This is a genomic window from Pseudomonas sp. GV105 (genome assembly GCF_003058185.1).
GTDB classification, from domain to species: domain Bacteria; phylum Pseudomonadota; class Gammaproteobacteria; order Pseudomonadales; family Pseudomonadaceae; genus Aquipseudomonas; species Aquipseudomonas veronii.
The window spans coordinates 22,838-45,518 of record NZ_QBUF01000008.1 but is presented as its reverse complement, the minus strand read 5'-3'; the positions used below and the strand labels follow the sequence as shown (position 1 = coordinate 45,518).

General features: G+C 60.6%; 16 protein-coding genes. 6 read left to right on the top strand and 10 right to left on the bottom strand.

Annotation, left to right across the window (positions count from 1 at the left end; translation table 11 throughout):
* Window positions 1-14 precede the first annotated feature (14 nt).
* From infB to C8K66_RS16750, 6 genes are all read left to right on the top strand, one after another.
* The gene (infB, locus tag C8K66_RS16775; protein WP_046382043.1) at window positions 15-2,543 is read left to right on the top strand and encodes a translation initiation factor IF-2; all 2,529 of its coding nucleotides are present in this window, start codon (window positions 15-17) and stop codon (window positions 2,541-2,543) included.
* Between the two features lie 159 nt (window positions 2,544-2,702).
* The gene (gene rbfA, locus C8K66_RS16770; protein ID WP_017847424.1) at window positions 2,703-3,098 is read left to right on the top strand and encodes a 30S ribosome-binding factor RbfA; all 396 of its coding nucleotides are present in this window, start codon (window positions 2,703-2,705) and stop codon (window positions 3,096-3,098) included.
* A 3-nt stretch (window positions 3,099-3,101) separates the two neighbouring features.
* Window positions 3,102-4,019, top strand: a complete 918-nt coding sequence (gene truB / locus C8K66_RS16765) for a tRNA pseudouridine(55) synthase TruB (protein ID WP_014719950.1) — start codon at window positions 3,102-3,104, stop codon at window positions 4,017-4,019.
* A 159-nt stretch (window positions 4,020-4,178) separates the two neighbouring features.
* Window positions 4,179-4,448 (top strand): 30S ribosomal protein S15, encoded by a 270-nt coding sequence (gene rpsO / locus C8K66_RS16760; RefSeq protein WP_003176135.1) that lies wholly within the window; start codon window positions 4,179-4,181, stop codon window positions 4,446-4,448.
* Between the two features lie 195 nt (window positions 4,449-4,643).
* Window positions 4,644-6,749, top strand: a complete 2,106-nt coding sequence (gene pnp, locus C8K66_RS16755; protein ID WP_017847425.1) for a polyribonucleotide nucleotidyltransferase — start codon at window positions 4,644-4,646, stop codon at window positions 6,747-6,749.
* A gap of 295 nt (window positions 6,750-7,044) precedes the next feature.
* On the top strand, window positions 7,045-7,647 hold the full coding sequence (locus tag C8K66_RS16750; RefSeq protein WP_046382044.1) for a BON domain-containing protein: 603 nt from the start codon (window positions 7,045-7,047) through the stop codon (window positions 7,645-7,647).
* A 194-nt stretch (window positions 7,648-7,841) separates the two neighbouring features.
* Here the strand turns inward: C8K66_RS16750 and C8K66_RS16745 are convergent, their stop codons facing one another.
* The 10 genes from C8K66_RS16745 to C8K66_RS16700 all read right to left on the bottom strand — a co-directional run bounded on the left by C8K66_RS16745 (window position 7,842) and on the right by C8K66_RS16700 (window position 22,673).
* The gene (locus C8K66_RS16745; protein WP_108525433.1) at window positions 7,842-10,775 is read right to left on the bottom strand and encodes a DUF748 domain-containing protein; all 2,934 of its coding nucleotides are present in this window, start codon (window positions 10,773-10,775) and stop codon (window positions 7,842-7,844) included.
* 88 nt (window positions 10,776-10,863) lie between these two features.
* The gene (locus C8K66_RS16740) at window positions 10,864-11,880 is read right to left on the bottom strand and encodes a class I SAM-dependent rRNA methyltransferase (RefSeq protein WP_046487567.1); all 1,017 of its coding nucleotides are present in this window, start codon (window positions 11,878-11,880) and stop codon (window positions 10,864-10,866) included.
* Window positions 11,881-11,937: 57 nt separating this feature from the next.
* Window positions 11,938-12,807, bottom strand: a complete 870-nt coding sequence (locus C8K66_RS16735) for an oxygenase MpaB family protein (RefSeq protein ID WP_046382047.1) — start codon at window positions 12,805-12,807, stop codon at window positions 11,938-11,940.
* Window positions 12,808-12,823: 16 nt separating this feature from the next.
* Entirely contained in the window at window positions 12,824-14,761 is a 1,938-nt protein-coding gene (gene acs, locus C8K66_RS16730; RefSeq protein WP_108525431.1) for an acetate--CoA ligase, read from the bottom strand.
* 105 nt (window positions 14,762-14,866) lie between these two features.
* Complete coding sequence (gene pgi, locus C8K66_RS16725) at window positions 14,867-16,531, bottom strand: glucose-6-phosphate isomerase (protein WP_017847431.1); 1,665 nt, start codon at window positions 16,529-16,531, stop codon at window positions 14,867-14,869.
* 213 nt (window positions 16,532-16,744) lie between these two features.
* A complete protein-coding gene (gene panC, locus C8K66_RS16720) occupies window positions 16,745-17,596 on the bottom strand; it encodes a pantoate--beta-alanine ligase (protein ID WP_108525429.1) in 852 nt (283 codons plus the stop codon).
* Window positions 17,593-18,393 (bottom strand): 3-methyl-2-oxobutanoate hydroxymethyltransferase, encoded by an 801-nt coding sequence (gene panB, locus C8K66_RS16715; protein WP_046382049.1) that lies wholly within the window; start codon window positions 18,391-18,393, stop codon window positions 17,593-17,595. Before panB ends, panC begins: the two co-directional genes overlap by 4 nt.
* A gap of 240 nt (window positions 18,394-18,633) precedes the next feature.
* Window positions 18,634-19,131 (bottom strand): 2-amino-4-hydroxy-6-hydroxymethyldihydropteridine diphosphokinase, encoded by a 498-nt coding sequence (gene folK, locus C8K66_RS16710; RefSeq protein WP_017847434.1) that lies wholly within the window; start codon window positions 19,129-19,131, stop codon window positions 18,634-18,636.
* Window positions 19,132-19,133: 2 nt separating this feature from the next.
* A complete protein-coding gene (locus tag C8K66_RS16705) occupies window positions 19,134-20,537 on the bottom strand; it encodes a polynucleotide adenylyltransferase PcnB (protein WP_046382050.1) in 1,404 nt (467 codons plus the stop codon).
* A gap of 696 nt (window positions 20,538-21,233) precedes the next feature.
* Complete coding sequence (locus C8K66_RS16700) at window positions 21,234-22,673, bottom strand: sigma-54 dependent transcriptional regulator (RefSeq protein WP_017847436.1); 1,440 nt, start codon at window positions 22,671-22,673, stop codon at window positions 21,234-21,236.
* Between the last annotated feature and the right edge of the window lie 8 nt (window positions 22,674-22,681).

Genomic DNA, 22,681 nt, shown 5'->3' with positions numbered 1-22,681 from the left:
GAGGAGAGAAGTGCATGACGCAAGTCACGGTGAAACAACTGGCCGATGAGGTCAAAACACCGGTAGAGCGCCTGTTGCAGCAGATGCGTGAGGCAGGTCTGCCGCACACCGCCGCCGATGAAGGTGTGAGCGATAGTGAGAAGCAGTCTTTGCTGACTCACTTGAAGAGCAGCCACAAGGCGAAAGTGGAAGAACCGCGCAAGATTACATTGCAGCGCAAAACCACCAGCACCCTGCGTGTTGCTGGTAGCAAGAGCATCAGCGTTGAAGTACGCAAGAAGAAAGTCTTCGTACAGCGCAGCCCGGAAGAAATCGAAGCCGAGCGCAAACGCGAACTGGAAGAACGTCGCGCAGTAGAAAATGCTGCTCGTCAGAAGGCTGAAGAAGAAGCCAAGCGTCGCGCCGAAGAAGAAGCGCGTCGCCAGCCTGCTGCTGCGCAACCTGCTGCCACTGATGCGGTCGCTGCTCCTGCTGCCGCGCCTGTAGAAGCTGTGCGTGAGGCCGCTCCGGTGGCCGCTGCACCAGCACCTGCTGCTGATGCGCGTAAACGCGACGAACCTCGTCGTCCGGACAAACCACGTGCCGACGATAACAGTCGTCGCGGTGGCGGCGGTGATGGTGAGCGCAAAAACGCTCCGCATCGTGCTTCGGTCAAAGAGAAAGCGCCTGCGCCACGCGTTGCCCCACGTACTACCGACGAAGAAAGCGACAGCTTCCGTCGTGGTGGTCGCGGCAAGGCCAAGCTGAAAAAACGCAACGCCCACGGTTTCCAGAGCCCAACCGGCCCTGTCGTGCGTGAAGTGAAGATCGGCGAGACCATCACTGTGGGCGATCTCGCCCAGCAGATGTCGGTCAAGGCAGCTGAAATCATCAAGTTCATGTTCAAGCTGGGCACTCCGGCCACCATCAACCAGGTACTGGATCAGGAAACTGCCCAACTGGTTGCCGAAGAGCTGGGCCACAAAGTGACCCTGGTCAGCGACACCGCCCTGGAAGATTCCCTGGCCGAGTCCCTGAAGTTCGAAGGTGAAGCCGTTTCCCGTGCGCCGGTCGTGACCGTAATGGGCCACGTTGACCACGGTAAGACTTCCCTGCTCGACTACATCCGTCGTGCCAAGGTTGCGGCAGGCGAGGCTGGCGGTATTACCCAGCACATCGGCGCCTACCACGTTGAAACCGATCGCGGCATGGTGACGTTCCTCGACACCCCTGGTCACGCCGCGTTTACCGCGATGCGTGCCCGTGGTGCCAAGGCGACCGACATCGTGATCCTGGTCGTTGCAGCAGACGACGGCGTGATGCCACAAACCATCGAAGCCGTTCAGCATGCCAAGGCAGCTGGCGTACCGTTGGTGGTTGCGGTGAACAAAATCGACAAGCCGGGCGCCGATCTCGATCGCATCCGTAGCGAACTGTCGGTTCACGGCGTGACTTCCGAAGAATGGGGTGGCGACACTCCATTCGTACCGGTCTCGGCGAAAGTCGGTACTGGCGTTGACGAACTGCTCGAAGCTGTTCTGTTGCAAGCCGAAGTCCTGGAACTGACCGCTACGCCATCGGCTCCTGGCCGTGGTGTTGTGGTTGAGTCCCGCCTCGACAAGGGCCGTGGCCCGGTGGCGACCGTTCTGGTTCAAGACGGTACCCTGCGCCAAGGCGACATGGTGCTGGTCGGTTCGAACTATGGCCGTGTACGTGCCATGCTCGACGAGAACGGCAAGTCCATCAAGGAAGCCGGTCCGTCCATCCCTGTCGAGATTCTCGGCCTGGACGGTACCCCGGACGCTGGCGACGAGATGAGCGTGGTTGCCGACGAGAAGAAAGCCCGTGAAGTGGCTCTGTTCCGTCAAGGCAAGTTCCGCGAAGTCAAGTTGGCCCGTGCTCACGCCGGCAAGCTGGAAAACATCTTCGAGAACATGGGCCAGGAAGAGAAGAAGACGCTTAACATCGTCCTCAAATCTGACGTCCGTGGTTCCCTCGAAGCGTTGAACGGCGCCTTGAATGGCCTGGGTAACGACGAAGTGCAAGTGCGTGTGGTCGGTGGCGGTGTCGGTGGTATCACCGAGTCCGACGCCAACCTGGCACTGGCTTCCAACGCTGTACTGTTCGGCTTCAACGTGCGTGCCGATGCTGGCGCTCGCAAGATCGTCGAGCAGGAAGGCCTGGACATGCGTTACTACAACGTCATCTACGACATCATCGAAGACGTCAAGAAAGCCCTCACCGGCATGCTTGGCAGCGACGTCCGGGAGAACATCCTGGGTATCGCCGAGGTGCGTGACGTGTTCCGCTCGCCGAAATTCGGCGCGATCGCCGGCTGCATGGTTATCGAAGGCACCGTTCACCGTAACCGTCCGATCCGTGTACTGCGTGAAGACATCGTTATCTTCGAAGGCGAGCTGGAATCCCTGCGCCGCTTCAAGGATGACGCTTCCGAAGTACGTGCCGGCATGGAATGCGGTATCGGCGTCAAGAGCTACAACGACGTCAAGGTTGGCGACAAGATCGAAGTCTTCGAGAAGGTTCAGGTTGCTCGCAGCCTCTAACTCGCGCACTTCAGGAGCCACGCCGCGTGTGGGCATGCAAATGCCCCGCGCAACGTCCGGACTCTAAACGCAACGCCCGGTCTGGCTTTTGTCAGGCCGGGCGTTTGCCGCTTTCAGACCCCACGGGTTTCACCGTGTGGCAGTAACAGGTAACAAGACATGGCAAAAGAATACAGCCGTACCCAACGTATCGGCGATCAGATGCAGCGCGAGCTGGCCCAACTGATCCGTCGCGAAGTCAAAGATCCTCGTGTTGGCCTGGTCACCATCACCGCCGTTGAAGTGAGCCGTGACGTAGGTCACGCAAAAATCTTCATCACCGTGATGGGTGAGGACAGCAGCGAAGAAATCGCGCAAAGCATCAAGGTGCTCAACTCGGCCGCAGGTTTCCTGCGCATGCAGTTGGCCCGCGAAATGAAGCTGCGCAGCGTGCCTCAGTTGCACTTCCACTACGACGAAAGCGTCGTGCGTGGCGCGCACCTGTCGGCATTGATCGAACGCGCCGTGGCTGAGGATAATCAGCATCCGTCCACACCTGAAGACGCCAAGGAGTAAGCGGTGGCTCAGGTCAAACGTATCCGTCGCAACGTCAGCGGCATCATTCTGCTCGACAAGCCCATTGGCTTTACCTCCAATGCCGCCTTGCAGAAGGTCCGCTGGCTGCTCAATGCCGAGAAAGCCGGGCACACCGGCAGCCTCGACCCCCTGGCCACCGGTGTGTTGCCGTTGTGCTTTGGCGAGGCCACCAAGTTCTCGCAATACCTGCTCGATTCCGACAAGGGTTACGAAACCCTGATGCAACTGGGCAAGACCACCACCACGGCCGATGCCGAGGGTGATGTTTTGCAGGTTCGCGACGTGACCGTTGGTCGTGCTGATATCGAGGCTGCTTTACCCGCTTTTCGTGGGCAAATCAGTCAGATACCGCCGATGTACTCGGCGCTCAAGCGCGATGGGCAACCACTTTACAAGCTGGCTCGTGCGGGTGAAGTAGTGGAGCGCGAACCGCGTTCTGTTACTATTGCGCGCTTGGAATTGCTCGCCTGTGAAGGCGACACCGCACGCCTGGCCGTGGACTGCAGCAAAGGCACCTATATCCGTACCCTGGTGGAAGATATTGGTGAAAAGCTCGGTTGCGGCGCGTATGTCGCAGAACTGCGACGCACCCAGGCCGGCCCTTTCAGCCTGGCCCAGACGGTGACGCTGGAAGAGTTGGAAGCGGTACACGCCGAAGGCGGCAATGAAGCGGTCGATCGCTTCTTGATGCCATCGGACAGCGGTTTGCTCGATTGGCCATTGCTGCACTTCTCGGAGCATAGCGCGTTCTACTGGCTCAACGGCCAGCCGGTACGTGCCCCGGACGCGCCGAAATTCGGCATGGTGCGGGTACAGGATCATAACGGTCGCTTTATCGGTATCGGTGAAGTGAGCGAAGACGGGCGCATCGCGCCGCGTCGACTGATTCGGTCAGAATGACCGAAACCAGTTTGTGGTAAAAGCGTATCAGCCTTTACGCAAGCTGGAACGAGGGTGGCTGTTAACAGGCACGGTCACTACTCATTTTTAGATACAGGGATTTGTCCCTGGCCTGTTGAAACTGCCCTTTGGGTGGTTTCCTGAAAAAAGGATTGCCTCATGGCTCTCGACGTTCAAGAAAAAGCACAAATCGTAGCTGACTATCAGCAAGCTGTTGGTGACACTGGTTCGCCAGAAGTGCAAGTTGCACTGCTGACCCACAACATCAACAAACTGCAAGGTCACTTCAAGGCCAACGGTAAAGATCACCACTCCCGTCGTGGTCTGATCCGCATGGTAAACCAGCGCCGTAAGCTGCTGGACTACCTGAAAGGCAAGGATCTGGGTCGTTATCAGGCTCTGATCGGTCGCCTGGGTCTGCGTCGCTAATAAGCGATTGCGCTAGAGGTTGGTTGTTTGCCGTGTGTCAGTGGGATTCCCGCTGGCCCATGGCAGGCTTCCAGCCTCAAGTTTTATCTGGATACACGTTTTACCCCTGGACAAGGGTTGGGCCGATTCCCGACATTGCCCAAGAATTTCGCAAGAAGACAAGTTCCCCAAGAGCCACAAAGAAGGTAGGACACCGTGAACCCGGTTATCAAAAAATTTCAGTTCGGTCAGTCGACCGTTACCCTCGAGACAGGCCGTATCGCCCGTCAAGCCTCCGGCGCAGTGCTGGTTACCGTTGACGACGACGTTACCGTACTGGTGACCGTTGTAGGCGCCAAGACCGCAGACCCGAGCAAGGGCTTCTTCCCTCTGTCTGTTCACTACCAGGAAAAGACTTACGCTGCCGGTAAGATCCCTGGCGGTTTCTTCAAGCGCGAAGGCCGTCCTTCCGAGAAAGAAACCCTGACTTCCCGACTGATCGACCGTCCGATCCGTCCGCTGTTCCCAGAAGGCTTCATGAACGAAGTGCAGGTTGTCTGCACCGTCGTCTCCACCAGCAAAAAGACCGATCCGGACATCGCTGCGATGATCGGTACCTCGGCTGCCCTGGCTATCTCCGGCATTCCTTTCGATGGCCCGATCGGCGCCGCGCGCGTGGCTTTCCACGAAAGCACCGGCTACCTGCTGAACCCGACTTACGAGCAACTGAAAGCCTCGAGCCTGGACATGGTCGTTGCCGGTACCTCGGAAGCCGTACTGATGGTTGAATCGGAAGCCAAAGAGCTGACCGAAGACCAGATGCTGGGCGCGGTACTGTTCGCTCACGACGAGTTCCAGGTTGTGATCAACGCCGTCAAAGAACTCGCTGCCGAAGCCGCCAAGCCAACTTGGGCCTGGGCTCCGCAAGCCGAAGCCACCGAACTGCTGGGCGCGATCCGTGCCGAGTTCGGCGAAGCGATCTCCCAGGCCTACACCATCACCGTCAAGGCCGACCGTTACGCTCGCCTGGGCGAGCTGAAGGATCAGGTCGTTGCCAAGCTGTCCGGTGAAGAAGGCCAGCCTTCTGCCAGCGACGTCAAAGCAGCATTCGGCGAAATCGAATACCGCACCGTTCGCGAAAACATCGTTAACGGCAAGCCACGTATCGACGGTCGCGACACCCGCACCGTGCGTCCGCTGAACATCGAAGTCGGCGTTCTGCCGAAGACTCACGGTTCCGCGCTGTTCACCCGTGGCGAAACCCAGGCCCTGGTCGTTGCGACCCTGGGTACTGCCCGCGACGCACAGCTGCTGGACACCCTGGAAGGCGAGAAAAAAGACCCGTTCATGCTGCACTACAACTTCCCGCCGTTCTCGGTGGGCGAATGTGGTCGCATGGGTGGCGCCGGTCGCCGCGAAATCGGTCACGGCCGTCTGGCCCGTCGTTCGGTTCAGGCCATGCTGCCAGCCGCCGACGTGTTCCCGTACACCATCCGTGTAGTGTCGGAAATCACCGAGTCCAACGGTTCCAGCTCCATGGCTTCGGTCTGCGGTGCTTCCCTGGCACTGATGGACGCTGGTGTGCCGATGAAGGCGCCGGTTGCCGGTATCGCCATGGGCCTGGTCAAAGAAGGCGAGAAGTTCGCCGTCCTGACCGACATCCTGGGTGACGAAGACCACCTGGGCGATATGGACTTCAAAGTAGCCGGTACCGCTAAAGGTGTTACCGCGCTGCAGATGGACATCAAGATCAAAGGCATCACCGAAGAGATCATGGAAATCGCTCTGGGCCAAGCCCTGGAAGCGCGCCTGAACATCCTCGGTCAGATGAACCAGATCATTGGTCAGTCCCGCACCGAACTGTCGGAAAATGCTCCGACCATGATCGCGATGAAAATCGACACCGACAAAATCCGTGATGTCATCGGTAAAGGCGGCGCGACCATTCGTGCGATCTGTGAAGAGACCAAGGCTTCGATCGATATCGAAGACGACGGCTCGATCAAGATCTTCGGCGAAACCAAGGAAGCTGCAGAAGCGGCGCGTCAGCGCGTTCTGGGCATCACTGCCGAAGCCGAGATCGGCAAGATCTACGTCGGTAAAGTTGAGCGCATCGTCGACTTCGGCGCATTCGTCAACATCCTGCCGGGCAAAGACGGTCTGGTTCACATCTCCATGCTGAGCGACGCTCGTGTTGAGAAAGTGACCGACATTCTGAAAGAAGGCCAGGAAGTGGAAGTGCTGGTACTGGACGTGGACAACCGCGGCCGTATCAAGCTGTCCATCAAAGACGTGGCAGCAGCCAAGGCTTCGGGCGCTTAAATACCCGCAGGCTTCACGCTGAAAAAAGGACTCTTCGGAGTCCTTTTTTTATGCGTGCAGGAAAATGCCGAAAAATCAGACGCTTAATCACAGCCAAAAGCCGCAACTTGCATGCAGGCACGCTCTGCTTCATGCAAATTGCACGAATCCGAAAATTCGCTCAATCTATAACTCATTGTTTTTAAGGGGTTTATTTGAAGAGTTCGACTTGGCACAGTGCCTGCAATAGTCCTGTTAATGCTGCAGCATCAAGGTTCACACACTGCAGAATTTTAATAAAACAGGAGTTACTCGTATGAAGAAGTTCGCTCTCGCTACCGCAACTGCTACCGCCCTGACCCTGGCCATGGCCAACGTTGCCTTCGCTCAAACCGCGCAGGCGCCGATGACGCTGGCAGCTGGCGAAATGACCAAAGCCAAAGAGTCCACCTCGGACACTTGGATCACCACCAAAGTCAAAGCTGACCTGCTGACCGAAAAGGGCATTCCAGGTTCGGACATCAAGGTTGAGACCAACAAAGGTGTGGTTTCCCTGTCTTCGACCGTTGCCATCTCTGACTCGCAGAAAGCTACCGCTGTCGCCATCACCAAGCGTATCAAAGGTGTGACCGCTGTATCCGCTGACGGCCTGCTGGCTGGCGGTGCGGTAAAAGCCGACAACATCGACAAATCCAAAGAGGCCACTTCGGACACTTGGATCACTACCAAGGTGAAGGCTGACCTGGTTACCGAGAAAGGCATTCCGGGTACCGACATCAAAGTCGAAACCAACAAGGGTGTAGTTTCCCTGTCTTCTTCCGTCGCAGTGACCGAAGCGCAGAAAACTACCGCGGTGAACATCACCAAGAAAATCAAAGGCGTGAAAGCTGTATCGGCCGATGGCCTGAAAGCAGAGTAACGCCCAACCAATCGCTGAACTAGGCGGCGGCGGCAACGAGTGAGTTAGATATCCACTCAATGCACCTCACGGGTTCATGCGACCGACCATAGGGATGTGGTCATTACAGGCCCCGGCACACATGTGTCGGGGCCTGTTCTATTCCGGCCAGGAATGCTTTCGAAGTGGGCGCCAGCTTGCGCTGGCGCGTGGGGTCATTCGGCGTCCAGATGCATCTGCGTTACCACCCGGCCATCCTTCTCGGCCTGGCCCAGTTTGGCGTCGACGAAGTACACCCGGTCATCTTCCAGCTGCCCTTTGTCGACCAGGTAGTCCTTGATGGTGCTTGCGCGGTCCTGACCGAGCTGGCGCAACAGCACGTCGCTGCTGCTCCAGAACGTGATCACGCCGCCCTTGAGTTTGGCCGTGCGTTCATCGTCGCTCAGGTTTTTCCACTCCGCCGGCGGTTGTTGTTTCAGGCGGGTGCGGTAGATACCTTCGAGCAAGGGGGCTTTTTCCTTTTCCGGTACTTGCAGCAAGGACGCCTGGGCCGGAACCTTGTCGCCACGGCGCTGCAGGATCTTGTAATAGTTATATTGGTATTCGCGCTCCAGACGCTGCTCGGCGAGGAACTTGCCGTCACTGTCGGCCGCTGCCGTGCCTTCGATTTCCAGGCGCAGGGTAGGGCGTTCTTTGAGGGCCTTGGCCAAGGTGTTCAGGGCGCCCTCGGCGTCTTTGTTCAGTTCGCTGGAGCCTGCGGCGAACGAGACATTGCCGAGGTCTTCCGAACCGCCGCCGCTCACCAGCCCACCGATAAACTTGAACGGCGCCGTTGCCGCGCGCACCACCAGGTTGCGCAGGGTCTGCCAGACGATCGGCATCACGCTGAATTGCGGGTTGTTCAAGTCGCCGCTGATGGGCAGTTCAATCGAGATCTTGCCGTCAGAGTCCTTGAGCAGGGCGATCGCCAGGCGAATCGGCAGGTCTACCGCATCGGCACTGTCGACTTTCTCACCCAGTTGCAGTTGCTCGACCACCACTTTGTTCTCGGCCTTCAGCTGGCCTTTGGTGATCACGTAATGCAGGTCGAGGTTGAGGCGGCCCTTGCGAATCCGGAAACCGGCGAACTTGCCCGAGTAGGGCGTCAGGGTCGTCAGTTCGACACGTTTGAAGCTGGTGGCGATATCCAGTGCCGCCATCGGATCAAACGGGTTCACGCTGCCTTTGATGGTCACCGGTGCATAGCGATCCACCTTGCCCTTGATGTCGACAGCTGCCGGTTTGGCCTGGCGGCTGTCAATGGTGCCGATCTGCCCGTTGAGCTGTTGGATCGCGGTGGCGAAGTTGGGCGTGAGGCTGAAGTCGGCGAAGTTGGCCGAACCGTCGTTGATCGCGATCTGCCCGATATGAATGCCCAGCGGTTTTTCTTTGCTTGCGGCCGGCTTGGCCGCTGGCTTGGCGCCGCTGTCGGCCGGCTGGGGAATCAGCAGGTCGTCGACGTTGGTGGTGCGATCATCGTTGATCATGAAGCGCACATAGGGCTGTTGCAGGTTGACCTTGTCGATCGACAGGCTGTCGCCATGCTGGTAGTTCAGCCCTTCCAGCACCAGGCGCTGCCATTTGAGGAAGTCGCGGGTCTTGAGGGTGTCGAGGGTGTGCAACTGATCGACCTGCGCCCGGCCGGTGATCTGTAGGGCCAGCGGCTCGGTGCTTTTGAGGTTCACATCGAGGTTGCTGCCGAGCATGCCGCTACGCAGTTCCAGGCGGATGAACGGGCTGATATAGGACTGCGCGACCCGCAGGTCGATGTCCTGGGTGTTCACTTTCAGCTTGGCGCTGATCGGGTTGAGGTTGACCTCGCCGGTTGCCTGGATCTTGCCTTGCTTGCCCAGGCCGGTGTCGACCTTGAGGGTGAAGGGGCTGCCGTTGAGGCTGTCGAAGTTCTGCACATCGACGTTCAGCGGGCCGAGTTCCAGCGCGACCGCAGGTTGGGCCTGGCGGTCGGCCAGGTGGACCTGATAGTTGCGCAGTTGCACATCCTTGAGCAGCACTTGCCAAGGCTTGCTCGGCGCTGCGGGCGCGGCTTTGGGCGAGTCGGCAGCTGCTGGCGCGCTGGCTGCTTCCGGCGCCTTGGCCGGCTTGCTCGGCTGGCTGGCGAACAGTTTCTGCCAGTCCAGTTGGCCATCGGCTTCGCGGGCGGCCCAGGTTTCCAGCTTGTTGCTGCGGATCTTGCCGACCACCACCTGCTGCTTGGCCAGGTCGATCGTGGTTTCGCTGACGTCCAGGCGCTCCAGGCGCACCAACGGCCGGCCATCCGGCGCCTTGATGGCGAACGGCGCGATGCTGGCGGCGGTGTTGGTCAGGTTCAGTTCGGTTTCTTTGGCCAGGCTGAACGTGTAGTCCGTGCTGAAGTTGAGCACGCCGTTTTCGAGGACCAGGGGCAGGGCGTCGCGCACATAGGGCCACCAGGCTTTCATCTTGCCATCGGTGATTTTCAGGGTGCCTTTGGACGTGATCGGCACCAGGCTGACGTTACCCTTCCAGTCGATCTGCCCGCCTTCCGGGCCGGCGGCGACCAGGGTCATGTCGGCATTGTCTTCCGGCAGGGTGCTGAGGTTTTTCAGCTCGAAGTCGAGTTTGTCGTAGAGGAACTCGATTGGCTCGCTGGGGCGCAGGTCTTCAAAGTGCAGATAACCGCCCGCCAGCTTGATCCGCTCGATCCGCAACGGGAACGGCTTGGCGTTGGGGTCTGCCGGTGTCGGTTCGCTGGGTGGCAGTTTGAACAACTGCGCCAGGTTCAACTGGCCGGACTTGTCGAACAGCAACTCGGTCTTGGGTTTGTCGAGTTGCACATCGGCCAGGTGCAGGGCGCGGGTCCACAGGCTGTCGAGCTGCAGGTTGGCGTAGAGCCGCTCGAAACCCACTTGTTCCTTGCCGGGATCGCCGATCTTGAGGCCCCACAGCGTCACTTCCAGGCTGAACGGGTTGAGCTCGATACGCTCGATGCGGGCCGGCACCGTGGCGTAGTTGGCCAGCTGTTGGTTGGCTATGCGAAGGGCAATGCCGGGCAAAATCAAAAAGCCCAGCAAGCTGTACAGGGCAACGGCAGTCAACAAGGCGCCAGTGGCGCGAATCAATCCTTTGGGCATGGGGCGGCGCCATCTATGTCGAACAGGAGTGCCTTGGAGTATGGCACGGGTTTTCGGTTCCGAAGAGCCACCCTCTTTCAGAAAATTCCTATAACTGCAGGATCAGAGTCTTCAATGGAGGTTGCTGGTCTTGCGACGGAAAGTCGGCGCCAGGAGGCATGATTTGCCAGTCGCGCACCGGACGCCCGGCTTTCTCGGCGCAACGTAGCACCTGCTCACGCCAATCGTCCATGCTCACTTTTGCCAGGTTGTTGCAGCAGATCAGCACGCCGTCATCGGCGGTTGCCAACAGCGCCGGCTTGAGCAGGCTTTGATAGTCGCGCAACAGGTCGACGGTGCCGAAGGCGCTCTTGGCCCAGGCCGGCGGGTCAAGCAACACCAGGTCATATTGACGCGGTTCCAGGCGCGGATAGCCCGGCAGTTTCTGTCCGCGCCGCTGAGTGATCGGCAGGCCGGCCAGCTGGCGAATCGCCGGGAAATAATCGGATTGCACGAACGTCATGGGTGCCAGTTGCGGGTTGAGCAGGCCGTTTTCGCGGCCGACCGCCAGGTTGCCTTCGGCAAAATCCAGGTTGCACACGTCACGCGCACCGCCGGCCGCGGCGCTCAGGCCCACGCCACAGGTGTAGGCGAACAGGTTCAGTACGCTTTTGCCGGCACTGTGTGTCTTGACCCAGCCGCGGGTGTTGCGCAGGTCGAGGAACAGCAACGGGTCTTGCCCTGCATGGCGCCCGCGCACGCGGTAATTGAGGCCCCATTCGTGGCCGACCAGGTCCTGCAGCGCTTGCGGTGTGGCGCGGTAGACCGTGTCTTCGCGGTCGATCCGCGAGTTGCCACGGGAACGGTCGTTGTACACCAGCAGCAATTCCAGGCCCATGTACTGGCTGATCAGTTGATGCAGGTCCAGCAGGTCTGCGCTTTCCAGCGGTTGGTGGAAGCTCTGCACCAGCAATTGCGGGCCATAGCGGTCGATGGTCAGGCCACCGGCGCCTTCCTGGCTGCCGTGGAACAGCCGGTAACAGTCGGTGCCTTGGGCGTGCAACTCGCTGATCAGGCCTTGACGATGATCGAGGGCGGCGCGCAGCGCCTGGTTCAGGGGAGACATGGAGCGCGCCTTGCTGGGTAAATGTGGGCGCGGAGTTTAGCAGTTATGGAGCGTCGCCTACATCAACCCCATCCGCCGATGCGCGCGCTGCACCGAGCCATTGCGCATCGCCCAACGCAGCACCGGCGCGCTACGCTTGACCCCGGCACGCACCAGCTGGCGTTGCAGCGGGCTCGGGTGTTGCCCCAGCATGTCGGCGGCCCAGGCCGGCAGCAGGTCGATCCCGGCCTGCATCATCAGGGCGCCAAAGGGTTTGGCCAGGGTGCTGGGCGCCGGGGCTTCGAGCAGCAGGCGCAGCACTTCGCGGCTGCGCGCGTCGCACAACAATTGTGGACGGATACGCGCCAGATAATCCGCAATTTCCTCGCGTGAGCGCGGCACATTCCGCGCGCCCAGGCGTTCGGCGACCAGGGCGATTTCGTTGTAGTAACGATCCTGATCGCGCCCCGACAGCTGCGGGTTGCGATAACGCACGTGCGCGGCGAGGAAGCTGCTGACCTCCGCCACATGCACCCAGGTCAGCAACTGCGGGTCGCTGGCCGCGTAGGCGCGGCCGTCGGGCGCATGGCCGACAACCTGCAGGTGAATGGTGCGTACTTTCTCGATTAGCCAATCGGCGTCTTTGCGCGAGCCGAAGGTGGTGCCGGAAATGAACTGCGACGTGCGGCGCAGGCGCCCGAGCATGTCCTGGCGAAAGTTCGAATGGTCCCACACGCCAGCCAGCGCCAATGGGTGCAAGGCTTGCAGCATCAAGGCGCTGATGCCGCCGATGAGCATGCTGCTGAAATCGCCATGCACTTGCCAACTGACCGAGTCCGGGCCGAACAGGCCGGGGTCGCCCTTGGGGTTTTCCAGGTCCAACTGGCCCAGCGACAAGCCGGTGAGGCTCATCAACTGGGTTTCGATACGGCTGCGGATAAATTCCATGGCGACGCGCGGGTTCCTATCGGTTCAGGCGTTTGTCGATCAGGCCGGCGACCACGCTGGGGTCGGCCAGGGTGGAGGTATCTCCGAGGCTGTCCAACTCGTTGCAGGCTATTTTGCGCAAAATGCGTCGCATGATCTTACCCGAGCGGGTTTTCGGCAAGGCCGGGGCCCATTGGATCAGTTCCGGTTTGGCAAAGCTGCCGATTTCCTTGCTGACCAGTTCGAGCAGATGTTTCTTCAGTGTCTCGCTGGGCTCCACGCCATTCATCGGGGTGACGAACGCATAGATGCCTTGGCCTTTGACGTCATGGGGATAGCCCACCACCGCAGCCTCGGCGACCCAGTCATGCAACACCAGGGCACTTTCCACCTCGGCGGTGCCGATACGGTGGCCGGAGACGTTGATCACATCGTCGATGCGCCCGGTGATCCAGTAGTCGCCGTCTTCGTCACGCCGCGCGCCATCGCCGGTGAAGTAATAACCGGGGTAGGGTTTGAAATAGGTGTCGATCATGCGCTGCGGGTCGCCATAGACACTGCGGATCTGCCCCGGCCAGCTGGATTTGATCGCCAGCACGCCGCTGCCCGGGCCGTGGATTTCCTTGCCGTGCTCATCGAGCAGCACCGGCAGCACGCCGAACATCGGTTGGGTCGCGCAGCCGGGCTTGATGCGCTGGGCGCTGACCAGCGGGCTGAGCATGATGCCGCCGGTTTCGGTCTGCCACCAGGTATCGACAATCGGGCAGCGTTGTTCGCCGACGGCGTTGAAGTACCAGTCCCAGGCTTCCGGATTGATCGGCTCGCCGACGCTGCCGAGCAGGCGCAGGCTGGCGCGGGAGGTGTTCTCCAACGGAGCGTGGCCCTCGCGCATCAATGCGCGCAGGGCCGTCGGCGCGGTGTAGAAGATATTGACCTGATGCTTGTCGATGACCTGCCAGAAGCGCGAGCTGCTCGGGTAGCTGGGCACGCCTTCGAACATCAGCGAGGTGGCGCCATTGGCCAGCGGGCCGTACACGATGTAGCTGTGGCCGGTGACCCAGCCCACATCGGCGGTACACCAGAACACTTCGCCGTCGCGGTAGTCGAGCACGTACTTGAAGGTCATCGCGGCTTGCAGCAGGTAGCCGCCGGTGGTGTGCAGCACGCCCTTGGGTTTGCCGGTGCTGCCGGAGGTGTAGAGGATAAACAGCGGGTCTTCGGCGTCCATCGGCTCGGGTGGGCAGTCATCGCTGGCGGCATCCACGGCCTGTTGATAGTTGAGGTCGCGGCCTTCGCTCCAGTTCACGGCGGCCCCGGTGCGCGCTACCACCAGCACGGTGCTGACGTTCGGGCAACTGGCCAGGGCCTTGTCGACATTTTGTTTCAACGCCACCGGCTTGCCACCGCGCACGCCTTCATCGGCGGTGATCACCGTGCGGCAGTCGGCGTCGAGAATGCGGTCGCGCAGGGCGTCGGGTGAAAAACCGCCAAACACCACCGAATGCACCGCCCCAATCCGCGTACAGGCGAGCATGGCGTAGGCCGCTTGCGGAATCATCGGCATGTAGATGCACACCCGGTCGCCTTTTTTCACGCCACGGCTTTTCAGCACATTGGCCAGGCGGCTGACGTTTTGATGCAGTTGGCGGTAGGTGATGGTGGAAGACGCTGTCGGATCATCGCCCTCCCAGATGAAGGCCGGTTGCTCGGCGCGTTGCGCCAGGTGGCGGTCGATGCAGTTGTAGCTGACGTTCAATTGGCCGCCGGCAAACCATTGGGTGGCGCCGGTCTGGATGTCCGAGGTATTGACGGTGTGCCAGGGCGTGGTCCAGTCGAGAAAGCGCCTGGCCTGTTCGGCCCAGAACGTGTCCGGCTGTTCGATGGATTGGCGATAGAGGCGCTGATAGTCCTCTTGACTCAGTTGCGCAGCCCGGCGGACGGCATCGGCGATGGGAAACATGCTGATATCGAACATGAGCGATCCTTATTCTTGTTTTTGCGACAAGTCATAAAGATGCACCCAGTCGGGGGCGGGTTCAAGGCCGACGTCCGAATGGACGCCGGCCCTGTGTGACCGACGTTAGCCGCGGTGACGACCGCGGAAGTAGTTGATCAGGCCCTGGGTCGACGCATCGTCGGCCAGGCTTTCTTCGGCGCCGGTCAGGCGGTTGTAGACGCCCTTGCCCAGTTCCTTGCCCAGCTCCACGCCCCATTGGTCGAAGGCGTTGATGCCCCAGATCACGCTTTGCACGAACACTTTGTGTTCATACATCGCGACCAGTGCGCCCAGGCGCCGCGGGCTGATGCGCTCGACCACCAGGGTGTTGCTCGGACGGTTGCCCGGGATCACCTTGTGCGGGGCCAGCTTCTGCACGTCGGCTTCCGGCAGGCCCTTGTCGCGCAGCTCGGCTTCGGCTTCGCTGCGGGTCTTGCCGAGCATCAGCGCCTGGCTCTGGGACAGGCAGTTGGCGTACAGCCACTGATGGTGGTCGGAGACCGGGTTGAAGCTGACGATCGGCACGATAAAGTCGGCCGGGATCAGTTGGGTGCCCTGGTGCAGCAACTGGTGGTACGCGTGCTGACCGTTGCAGCCCACGCCGCCCCAGATCACCGGGCCGGTATCGGTGGACACGGGTGTACCGTCCTGGCGCACGCTCTTGCCGTTGGATTCCATGTCCAGCTGTTGCAAGTGTTTGGTGATGTTACGCAGGTAGTGGTCGTAGGGCAGGATCGCATGGCTCTGCGCGCCCCAGAAGTTGCCGTACCACACACCCAGCAGGCCGAGCAGCACCGGCATGTTCTGTTCGAACGGCGCGTTCTGGAAATGCTGGTCCATGGTGTAGGCACCGGACAGCAGTTCCTTGAAGTTCGACATACCGATGGCCAGGGCGATGGGCAGGCCGATGGCCGACCACAGCGAGTAACGGCCGCCGACCCAGTCCCACATCGGGAAGATGTTTTCTTCGCGGATGCCGAAGGCCACGGCGGCCGCGTTGTTGCTCGATACGGCGATGAAGTGGCGATACAGCTCGGCTTCCGAGCCGCCCTGGGCCAGGTACCAGGCGCGGGCGGCCTGGGCGTTTTTCAGGGTTTCGAGGGTGTTGAAGGATTTCGACGAGACGATGAACAGCGTGGTCTCGGCGCGCAGCTTCATGGTCAGCTCGTGGAACTCGCTGCCGTCGATGTTCGCCAGGTAGTGGCAGCGCACGCCTTTGTGGGCGTAGGACAGCAACGCTTCGGAGACCAGCTCCGGGCCGAGGAACGAGCCACCGATGCCGATGTTCACCACGTCGGTGATCGGCTTCTCGGTGTAGCCGCGCCACAGGCCGTCGTGGATGCGGCCCACGAGGTCGGTGATCTGGTTCAACACCTTGTGTACGTCCGGCATGATGTTCACGCCGTTGACCGACAACTTGTCGCCCACTGGGCGGCGCAGGGCGGTGTGCAGGGCAGGGCGACCCTCGGACGAGTTCACCGGCTCGCCGGCATACAGCGCGTCGATCGCGGCTTTAAGGTCGACTTCCTTGGCCAGGTCCACGAGCAGGTTGCGGGTTTCGCTGGTGATCAGGTTTTTCGAGTAATCGAGGAAAAGCCCGCAGCTGCTCAAGGTGAATTGGGAAAAACGCTGAGGATCGGCATTGAACGCGTCGCGCATGCTGAAATCCTGCATGGCTTGGCGATGTTGATTGAGCGCTCGCCAGGCGGGCAGAGCGGTAACGTCATGAGGGGTGCGGTAGTACGCCATCGCTGCGGGTTTCCTTTTATTACGGGGACTGCCTTTAGGACACTTCAAAGCCCGAAACATCCAGTCTTTCATCAAGCAATGGGTTCCGGACAGCGCTAACCATAGCGCAGGGCGAATACATTAAACCTAGCGTGTCGATATGTCTTGGCTTTGTCTGCGCTGTGGCCGGTACTTTTTTATACCGGCGCATCAGGCTGGGCAACAGGCAGGGGGTCAGTCGAGGGTCAGATGCAGGTTGTCGATCAGGCGCGTCGCGCCCAGGTAGGCCGCGACCAGGATCACTACATCGCGATCCTCGACCGTGGCCGGGCGCAGGTGGACGCCTTGGCGCACTTCGAGGTAATCCACGCGCATGCCGGCGGCTTCGATCTGCTGGACCTGTTCGGCACGCAGTTTGGCGAAGTCGCGGTCGCCGCCTTTGATGGCGGCGGCAATCTGACTCAGGCTGCGGTACAACGTCGGCGCAACGGCCCGCTGCTCGGCGGTGAGGTAACCGTTGCGCGATGACAGCGCGAGGCCATCCTCGGCGCGCACGGTCGGTTCACCGATGATCTGGATCGGCATGTTCAGGTCATGGACCATGGCGCGAATCACGGCCAGTTGCTGGTAGTCCTTCTGACCAAACACGGCCATATCCGGCTGGACCATGTTGAACAGCTTGTTGACCACCGTGGCCACACCTTCAAAGTGCCCGGGACGGCTGGCGCCGCACAGGCCTTCGGACAATTGCGGCACGCTGACGCGGGTCTGGCCGGTCATGCCGCTGGGGTACATTTCCTCGACGCTTGGCGCGAACAACAGGTTGCAGCCGGCTTGCAGGAGTTTTTCCTGGTCGGCGGCGAGGGTACGCGGGTACTTGTCCAGGTCTTCGCCGGCGCCAAATTGCAGCGGGTTGACGAAGATGCTCGCGACCACGAAATCCGCCTGTTGGGCCGCCTTGGCCACGAGGGCCGCGTGGCCTCTGTGCAGGTTGCCCATGGTGGGCACAAAGCCGATACGTTTGCCGGCGCTGCGGGCATGGGTAACGGCGGCCCGCAGTTCACGTAGGGTTTTTACGGTGTTCATGCAGAGAATCCGTGTTCGGCGCCTGGGAAGGTCACGCCTTTGACTTCGGCGACGTATGCGCTCAACGCGGCGTGGATGCTGTCCTGGCCGGTCATGAAGTTTTTCACGAACTTCGGTACCCGGCCGGTCATCGACAGGCCGAGCATGTCGTGCAGCACCAGGACCTGGCCGTCGGTGGCCGACCCGGCACCAATGCCGATCACCGGCACTTTGACCGCATGGGTGATCTCCGCGGCCAGTTCGCTGGGCACGCACTCGAGCACGATCATCGCGGCGCCGGCTTGTTCCAGGGCGATGGCATCGGCACGCATCTGGCGCGCCTGGGCTTCGTTGCGGCCCTGGACTTTATAGCCGCCGAGGATGTTCACGGACTGCGGTGTCAGGCCCATGTGCGCGCACACCGGCACGCCGCGTTCAGCGAGCATGCGGATCGAGTCGGCGAGCCAGGCGGCCCCTTCGAGCTTGACCATGTGCGCGCCGGCTTGCATCAATTTGCCGGCGTTGTGGAAGGTCTGTTCGACGGTGGCGTAACCCATGAACGGCAGGTCGGCGATGATAAAGGCGCCGTCGTTACCGCGCTTGACGCTGGCGGTGTGGTACGCAAGTTCATCCGTGGTGACGGGCAGGGTGCTGTCATGCCCTTGAAGCACCATGCCGAGGGAGTCGCCCACCAGTAACACCTCGACACCGGCTTGGCAGCAGGCGTGGGCGAAGGTGGCGTCATAGCAGGTCAGCATCGTGATTTTTTCACCTTTGAGCTTGAGGCTCTGCAAGGTGGTCAGGGTAACGTCTGGCATGAAAAGGGTCCTCGTTCAGGCGCATGGAAACAGCGAGTAACGCGCGTGAGTCTTCGTTTATACAGGCGCACTTTCTTGAGAGCAGTGCTTATAAGGCCTGGATTGCGCCCTTTAGCGCCGGTTGGCGGCAGCGGGACGCCTATAGTCGTGAGGAGGACACGGGAAGTCAATTGCATGTGTTACCGCATTGTTACGACGGTGGTGTTACCGCTGTTACTGATGCGATTCAGCAGTGGCTGATCAACGCTGGGTGCTGAGCGCAGGCATGCGTTCCAGGCCGACAAACGGGCAGGCTGCGAGCAGGTCGCTGAGGCGCCGGCCATCGGGCAATTGCAGGGTGGCTGGGGCCAGTTCGGCCAGCGGGTACAGCACGAAGGCGCGCAGGTGCATCTGATAGTGCGGCACTTGCAGGCGTGGTTCGTCGATCAGGCGGTCGCCGAACAGCAGGATATCCAGGTCGAGCGTGCGTGGGCCCCAACGCTCAAGGCGCTCGCGGCCTTGGTCGTTCTCGATGGCTTGCAGCGCATCGAGCAGTTCCAGTGGCGCCAGGCAGCTGTCCAGGGCCGCGACCGCATTGGTGTAGCGCGGTTGGCCGGGGAGCAGGGAGTCGCTTTGATAGAAGGCCGACACCCCGGCGACGGTAGTGCCCGGCAATTGCGCCAACGCCTCGATAGCATTGCGCAATTGTTGCTCCGGGGCCGCCAGGTTGCTGCCCATGCCGATGTAGATGCGTTCCACGTTTATTCGCCTGCGGCGCCCGAGGCATCGGCGGCACTGCGCTTGCGTTTGCTCCCGCTGCGACGACGCTTCTTGGGCCCTTCGCCGACGCCATCGCCTTTGCTGCCGAGTTCACGAATCATCTCGCGGCGCTCGCTGTCATTGGCGTCCTGGTAGTCGGTCCACCATTCGCCCAGGTCGTCGGTCTGCTCGCCGGCGCTTTCACGCAGCAGCAGGAAGTCGTAGCCGGCACGGAAGCGCGGGTTCTCCAGCAACAGGTCGGCGCGCTTGCCGCTGCGACGCGGCAGGCGTTCCTGCATGTCCCAGATCTCGCGGATCGGCAGGGTGAAGCGTTTCGGGATGGCGATGCGCTGGCACTGCTCGGCGATCAACTCGTGGGCGGCTTCCTGCATGGCCGGGATCGGCGGCATGCCACGGTCTTGCAGGCGCAGTACGCGTTTGGGCAAGGCCGGCCACAACAGGGCGGCAAACAGGAACGCCGGGGTGACCGGTTTGTTCTGTTTGATGCGCAGGTCGGTGTTGATCAACGCTTCGCTGATCAGGGTGTGGGTATACGTCGGGTTGTATTCCAGTGCTTCGGCGCTCGCCGGGAACAAGGGATCGAACAACTGCAGGTCGACGAGCATTTCGAAGGTATCGGCGGCGTAGCCCGAGAGGAACAGCTTGAGCACTTCTTCGAACAGGCGCGCCGAGGGGATTTCCCGCAGCATCGGCGCCAGTTCGCGAATCGGTGCAGCCGTGTGGCGCTCGATACCGAAGTTCAGCTTCGCGGCGAAACGCACCGCCCGCAGCATGCGTACCGGGTCTTCCTGGTAGCGCTGCGTCGGGTCGCCGATCAGGCGGATCAGGTTGTTGCGAATATCGTGTACGCCGTTGGCGTAATCGAGGATGCGCTCGCTGACCGGGTCGTAATACAAGGCGTTGATGGTGAAATCGCGGCGCTGCGCGTCTTCTTCCAGGGTGCCGTAGACGTTGTCGCGCAGGATGCGTCCGCTTTCGTTGCGGGAAGACTGATTGGTGTCTTCTTCCTCATCGTTTTGCGGATGACCGGCACGGAAGGTCGCGACCTCGATGATTTCGCGGCCAAAGTGAATATGCACCAGCTTGAAGCGGCGGCCGATGATGCGCGCATTGCGAAACTCGGCGCGCACTTGCTCGGGCGTGGCGCTGGTGGCGACGTCGAAGTCCTTGGGCGTGATATTGAGCAACATGTCGCGTACACAGCCGCCCACCAGATAAGCCTGGTAACCGGCGTTCTGCAAACGTTCGACGATGTTCACTGCATAACGGCTGAACTGAGCGCGTTGCAGCGAATGTTGGCTGCTGTTGAGCACTTCAGGCGTGCTGCGTTTGTGTTGCGTTCGACGCAAGGGAGAACGGAATGACTGGAACAACTTCTTCAGCATGGGATGCACTGTTTGAAGGAATGTTCGGCCATAACGAAGAATGACCGCATGATGGGCCGGGATTCTAGCATTTAGTCGGGGGATGGTGTAGGAACAAGCTACAGGCCTTGCGCCATAAGCCTAAAAACGTCAAATACCGGAAACTACAAGGGGAGCCGAAGCTCCCCCAGAAGTAGTTGCGTGCTCTATTTTTATTATTGGTTTCGGGCTTTTTGTTTTTGTTGATCGCCCTCGCCATGAAGTGTGACCTTCATGACACTCCCAATCGGGAGTCAAGAGCAAACGGATTGCTTTGGTCGCTGTGTTGCTGATCTACGATCCAACCAGTTCAGGCTCTGCCTTAGGGCAGTTTTTGTTGTTCTCGGCCTGGTTGCGGGGCAAGCCCCAAATGCAACGCCTCTCCAAAAGAATCAGTTAGCTGCGCCTCCGCCGTGTTGTTTTTATTGTGCGTGAGTCGATTCGTCTTATTTTTATTGTCTTGTACAAAGCTTGTTATTGTTTTTGTACTAAGCATATAGCAGGGTGCGTGCCAACTTTTGCGCCGACCAGCAAAACCAGGGGGTTGAGGGGTTTTTGGCTGTTTGGCGGCGAAAAAAAGCCGGGGCTTCGTTACCGTAAGCCCCGGCTTTTGTTACGCGAAATATCCGCGGTAACAGTTTTTTCACATTGGCGGGTGTTACCTGTGGGCGCGCGCCCTCAGCTTTCGCTGGCCACTCCGGTCTTGCGTCGTGGAATGCCCAGGCGTTGGCGCCGTTCCCACAGGCACTTGCGGCTTACGCCCAGCTTGCGCGCCAGTTCGGTCTCGGTCATGTGGTCCTGGTGCTCGAGGACGAAATGCTGGAAGTAGTCTTCCAGTGACAAATCTTCCGTCGGTTCATGGCTGGTATTGCCGGCGGCGCCCTGTTGCGGGGCCAGGCCGATGAAGTCGTCGTCTTCCAGGTCACTGAGCTCTATATCGATACCCAGCAGTTCGGCGGAAATTTCCGGGCTCTCCGACAGAATCACCGCACGCTCGACCGCATTCTCCAACTCCCGCACGTTACCCGGCCATGAGTAGTGCCGAATCGCCTGCTCGGCGTCTGCGGCGAACCGCAGGTCGGTACGGTTGATGCGCGCGCTCTGGCGCAACAGGAACGCATTGGCGATCTCGTTGACGTCGGCACCCCGTTCCCGCAGGGCTGGCAGCTTGAGTGCGATCACATGCAGGCGGTAATACAAGTCTTCACGGAACTGGCCGATCTTGGCCAGGCTCTTGAGGTCGCGGTGAGTGGCCGCGATCAGGCGCACGTCGACCTTCTGCGATTGCACCGAACCCACCCGGCGGATTTCGCCTTCTTGCAGTACACGCAGCAGGCGCGCCTGGGCTTCCAGGGGCAACTCGCCGATTTCGTCGAGGAACAGCGTGCCGCCGTCCGCCGCTTCCACCAGGCCCGCGCGCCCGGCGCTGGCGCCGGTAAACGCGCCTTTCTCGTGGCCGAACAGTTCGGACTCGATCAGGGATTCGGGGATTGCCGCGCAGTTCACCGAGATCATCGGTGCCTTGGCGCGCTTGGACAGGTTGTGCAGGGCGCGGGCCACCAGTTCCTTACCGGTCCCCGATTCGCCCTGGATCAGCACATTCGAGTCCGTCGGCGCCACTTTGCGGATCTTGCTGTACAGGTCCTGCATCGGTGGGCAGGAGCCGATGATGCCGATCTCGCCATTGCTGTTGTCGACGCCCGGCTTGTCGGCGCCGTTGGCCGCCTTGCCGGCGGGACGCTGTTCGGCCGTAGCGCTGCTGGCCGACTGGCGGTCACGCAGGATGCGGGCCACGGCCTGGAGCATCTCATCGTGGTCGAACGGCTTGGCGATGTAGTCCACCGCGCCCATCTTCATGGAGTCCACCGCCGAGCGCAGGCTGGCGTAGCTGGTCATGATCAGCACCGGGGTGCCCTGGCCGAGCTTGATCAACTCGGTGCCCGGCGCGCCGGGCAGGCGCAGGTCGCTGACAATCAGGTCGAACGTGGGAATACTGAACCGCTCTTGGGCTTCCTGCACCGAGCCGGCTTCGCTGACCTGGTACTGATTACGTTCAAGCAGGCGACGCAAGGCAGAGCGGATAATGGTTTCGTCTTCGACGATCAAAATGTGCGGCATTGATTCAA

Coding starts and splice junctions, on each gene's coding strand:
- infB (WP_046382043.1), top strand. CDS start 15: ATGACGCAAGTCACGGTGAAACAACTGGCCGATGAGGTCAAAACACCG.
- rbfA (WP_017847424.1), top strand. CDS start 2,703: ATGGCAAAAGAATACAGCCGTACCCAACGTATCGGCGATCAGATGCAG.
- rpsO (WP_003176135.1), top strand. CDS start 4,179: ATGGCTCTCGACGTTCAAGAAAAAGCACAAATCGTAGCTGACTATCAG.
- C8K66_RS16750 (WP_046382044.1), top strand. CDS start 7,045: ATGAAGAAGTTCGCTCTCGCTACCGCAACTGCTACCGCCCTGACCCTG.
- C8K66_RS16745 (WP_108525433.1), bottom strand. CDS start 10,775: ATGCCCAAAGGATTGATTCGCGCCACTGGCGCCTTGTTGACTGCCGTT.
- C8K66_RS16740 (WP_046487567.1), bottom strand. CDS start 11,880: ATGTCTCCCCTGAACCAGGCGCTGCGCGCCGCCCTCGATCATCGTCAA.
- C8K66_RS16735 (WP_046382047.1), bottom strand. CDS start 12,807: ATGGAATTTATCCGCAGCCGTATCGAAACCCAGTTGATGAGCCTCACC.
- acs (WP_108525431.1), bottom strand. CDS start 14,761: ATGTTCGATATCAGCATGTTTCCCATCGCCGATGCCGTCCGCCGGGCT.
- pgi (WP_017847431.1), bottom strand. CDS start 16,531: ATGGCGTACTACCGCACCCCTCATGACGTTACCGCTCTGCCCGCCTGG.
- panC (WP_108525429.1), bottom strand. CDS start 17,596: ATGAACACCGTAAAAACCCTACGTGAACTGCGGGCCGCCGTTACCCAT.
- panB (WP_046382049.1), bottom strand. CDS start 18,393: ATGCCAGACGTTACCCTGACCACCTTGCAGAGCCTCAAGCTCAAAGGT.
- C8K66_RS16705 (WP_046382050.1), bottom strand. CDS start 20,537: ATGCTGAAGAAGTTGTTCCAGTCATTCCGTTCTCCCTTGCGTCGAACG.
- C8K66_RS16700 (WP_017847436.1), bottom strand. CDS start 22,673: ATGCCGCACATTTTGATCGTCGAAGACGAAACCATTATCCGCTCTGCC.